At 41.4% G+C, this 3,866-nt stretch carries 3 protein-coding genes; all 3 read left to right on the top strand.

Features of this window, described 5'->3' with window-relative positions; translation table 11 throughout:
- Window positions 1-192 precede the first annotated feature (192 nt).
- From AC1DSE_RS32020 to AC1DSE_RS32010, 3 genes are read left to right on the top strand one after another with little or no spacing between them, the layout of a single operon-like run.
- Window positions 193-1,146 (top strand): ABC transporter permease, encoded by a 954-nt coding sequence (locus AC1DSE_RS32020; RefSeq protein WP_477510891.1) that lies wholly within the window; start codon window positions 193-195, stop codon window positions 1,144-1,146.
- 52 nt (window positions 1,147-1,198) lie between these two features.
- A complete protein-coding gene (locus AC1DSE_RS32015; protein ID WP_256710832.1) occupies window positions 1,199-2,065 on the top strand; it encodes a carbohydrate ABC transporter permease in 867 nt (288 codons plus the stop codon).
- A gap of 49 nt (window positions 2,066-2,114) precedes the next feature.
- Complete coding sequence (locus tag AC1DSE_RS32010) at window positions 2,115-3,713, top strand: ABC transporter substrate-binding protein (protein WP_477510892.1); 1,599 nt, start codon at window positions 2,115-2,117, stop codon at window positions 3,711-3,713.
- The last annotated feature ends 153 nt before the right edge of the window (window positions 3,714-3,866 follow it).

Genomic DNA, 3,866 nt, shown 5'->3' with positions numbered 1-3,866 from the left:
ATTATCATCATAATAGCATAAGTATCCATTTAGCATCACAACGATTAAAGCTCTTTGTAGATTTCATTATTTTTTAGAGATGCCATCTGTCGAAAAACTAAGAGAATGATGGTTTTGATTGTTGTGGATAAAAGTACCACTAAATACAATGAGGGAAGTAAAAGATTAATTGCAAGGAAGGGGGTGAACTCAATGAAACTAACTACAAGACCAATTCATAACAGAACATTGCGCAGCGTACGTAAACAGTTTCCTTTCTATTTAATGATGTCACCTGGTCTACTATTCATTGCAATCATGTGTTATATCCCAATGGGCGGTGTCATAATCGCCTTCAAAGATTACAATGCACGCGATGGTATATTCGGAAGCGCATGGATGGATCCGCTGTTCAAAAACTTCGAATTTTTCTTTAAATCCGAAACAGCGAGAATTGTTACGTTCAATACACTTTTCTACAATATCATAGAGATGGTTACCGTTACGCTCGGTGCACTAATATTGGCCATTCTATTGAGCGAAGTGAAAAATAAAAAGCTCTCAGCCACCTATAAAGGTGCTTTATTGCTGCCAGTTTTCCTTTCATGGATTGTAGTTCAGTATATTGTGTTCGGTATGCTTAGTGTAGACCGAGGTATTGTCAACAATGTTATCGAATCAAAAGGTGGAGAAGCTATTTACTGGTACAGTGAGCCTTCACATTGGCACTATATTCTTCCCTTAGCCTATCTGTGGAAGAATATCGGTTACTATTCGGTATTGTATGTAGCAGCGATCGCGGGGATTAATACGGACTATTATGAAGCTGCTCAATTGGATGGCGCTTCGAAGTGGCAGCAAGTCAAATATGTTACACTGCCGCTGCTGAAACCAATAATTATCGTCCTCATGTTGTTATGGGTAGGTAAGTTGTTCAATGGCGGATTGGGCGACTGGAATGGATTCTATACCCTTTCCAATGATTCAGGAGCACTATATGGTGCAACAGATGTTATAGACACCCTTGTATTCCGCTCTCTGAAAAAGCTGAACGACTATGGCATGTCGTCTGCAATTGGTCTATATCAGGCAGTGATTGGTCTCGTTCTTGTCCTGATTTCTAACTATATTATTAAAAAAACAGACCCCGACAGCGCCTTATTTTAATCGATCAGCGTAGAGAAAGGGAGGGATTTTCATTTTAGCAAGAAACTTTCACGTGTCAAAGATCGTGATTCATCTCATATTCATTGTATCAGCACTAGCCTGTATCATTCCGTTGCTATTAGTTGTATCGATATCGTTTACAGCTGAAAAGTCGCTTATGGTCGACGGATATAATTTTTGGCCCAAAGTGTTTGATATTTCAGCTTATCGATACGTATTTAGCGGAGCAGGCTCGATTGCCAATGCATACGCAGTAACGATCTTTGTAACCGTTGTTGGTACGCTGCTGCATTTACTTGTTACTTCGATGCTGTCCTATTCGTTGACGCGACCTGAAGTTACCTATCGAAATGCACTCACTTTATTCGTGTACCTTCCCGTGCTGTTCAATGGCGGACTTGTTCCATCCTACATTTTAATAACACGATATTTGCATCTTAAGAATACCATCTGGGTTCTCATTGTCGTCTTCCTTGTGTCAGCGATCAACGTGCTCATTATGAAAAACTTTTTCAAATCGATTCCTAGTTCCTTGTTCGAGTCTGCACGCATAGACGGCTCAGGTGAAATTCGTACTTTTTTCAGTATTGCACTTCCACTTTCAAAACCGTCACTGGCGACTATCGGTCTGTTCACAGCGATTTCCTACTGGAATGACTGGACGACCACTGCCTTGTATATCGAAAAGCCGAAGCTGTACACATTGCAATATTTACTGCAATCTTTAATGAACAATATCGGCTATTTGCAAGCCAATGAAGCAGCATCTAAATCTATGGAAGCCGCTATCGGCATGCTTCCTAGTGAAGGAGCACGGATGGCGACCTGTGTACTTGCCATCGGTCCGATTATATTACTGTATCCTTTTCTACAGAAGTATTTCGAGAAAGGCTTAACAATAGGTGCTGTAAAAGAGTAATTTTACAAGAATCTAGTTGAGAATAAAATTAGTTTTTAGGGGGATATCAATGAAAAGAATTTCTATGTTGTTGATCAGCGTAACTCTGCTTCTCACCATGATCCTGTCTGGCTGCTCAAAGGTTTCACCAAACGCTAACGGCGATTCTACGACTCCAGCACCTGATACTAAAAATGCTGAAAAAGAAAAGGAAAAAGAAAAAGAAGAACTCGTTACCCTTAACTTCTATATGTCGAACAGCCCTGTCAATGACTTTGACCGCATCATGAACAAAGCTAATAAAATTATTGCTGAAAAAATCAATGCCAAATTGAATTTAGTACTTGTAGACGGCAGTACTTATGCAGATAAAATGAATCTGATGATCAATTCGGGCGACGACTGGGATCTTGCTTTCACTGCATTCTGGGGTGGAATTAATTACTTTGGAAACGCTGCAAAGGGAGCGTATGCTGACTTAACTGACCTTCTTCCTGTACATGCGCCTGAAACGTTTTCCCGCATCCCTCAAGGTCTATGGGATGGTGTGAAAATAAATGATCGTATTTATGCAGTTGTCAATTATCAGCAATGGGGCGTTGCCAAGCGCAGTGGCTTTATCTTCCGCGAAGATGTTCTTAAAGAAACGGGGTTTGACTGGAAAGCTGTTAAAGGCAAGCCAACCATAGAAGCTCTCGAAATGGTAGGACCATTCCTTGGCGAAGCGTTAGCTAAGCATCCTGATATGATCGGATTTGAAACTAGCGCTAATCATAGTTTTTTTGCCAATGAGCCGCTTTACTGGGATATGGAGCCTGTAGGTGATTTGCTAACTCCTGGCTGGGTCAATCTCAATGCGCCAGACAAAGTTATCAACCAGTTTGAAACTCCTGAGTTCGCTAAATACGCTGAAATTATGCGTGACTGGTTCAATAAAGGCTATGTGCGCAAAGATGGTGCAACGGTAAAAGATACAACTCCTGATCGTAAAGCTGGCAAAATTGTTTTTGCGATGCACTATGGCTGGCCTGACAGCATCGATCTTCCAGGTCAAGAGCAAGCTATGTCCATGACAGAATACAAAGATTTCCCTGCTCTATCCGTATCTACTACTCGTACATTGATTTCAGCTGGAGCTGCCTCCAATGCAGCTATTGCTATCAATTCAGGTTCAAAAAACGTTGAAAAGGCTTTGCAATTAATTGAGTTGCTAAACACTGATGATGATCTATACAAACTCATTACATTAGGAGAAAAAGACGTTGACTACACCTACAACGAAAAAGGTGACTTCACTCAAATTGGAGGCAAATATAATTTCAACTGGAATGAATGGCAAATCGGTCAATCCTTCAGCCCAACATTCAACCGTGCCGATCATGCCGAAAATGCGGCTGGCGAAATGAAGAGAAAAGCTCAGTCAATCGTTTTTGAAAATGATCAAACAGCAGATGTTTCGCCATTATCAGGCTTTGTATTTGACCCAACTCCTGTAAAAACGCAAGTTGCCAACGTAGCTTCCGTTATGACTGAGATGATCCCAGCTATCAGCTCTGGTTCGATTGACCCGACTACAGCCGTGCCTAAATTCCTCGAGCGTTTGAAAACTGCTGGCGTAGATGACATCATCAAAGAAAAACAAGCTCAATATGACACTTGGAAAAAATAAAAATCTATCACTCAGTAATGAAATCCGGTGTATCGCTTACACCGGATTTCTATTTTGCAAACCACTATCTGCCTGCGACAGGATGGGATGCCGCTGCCGTCCTGAGATGCTGAAGGCAGCTTTGTGGCGTCATCCCCACGATGAGGCTGACTC

This window comes from Paenibacillus sp. 01L418 (genome assembly GCF_056400045.1).
The sequence above is the reverse complement of the archived record's forward strand: the minus strand, read 5'-3'. Positions and strand labels throughout refer to the sequence as shown.

Bases quoted from the DNA above. Each gene is read 5' to 3' on its own strand.
- AC1DSE_RS32020 (WP_477510891.1), top strand. From the start codon at position 193: ATGAAACTAACTACAAGACCAATTCATAACAGAACATTGCGCAGCGTA.
- AC1DSE_RS32010 (WP_477510892.1), top strand. From the start codon at position 2,115: ATGAAAAGAATTTCTATGTTGTTGATCAGCGTAACTCTGCTTCTCACC.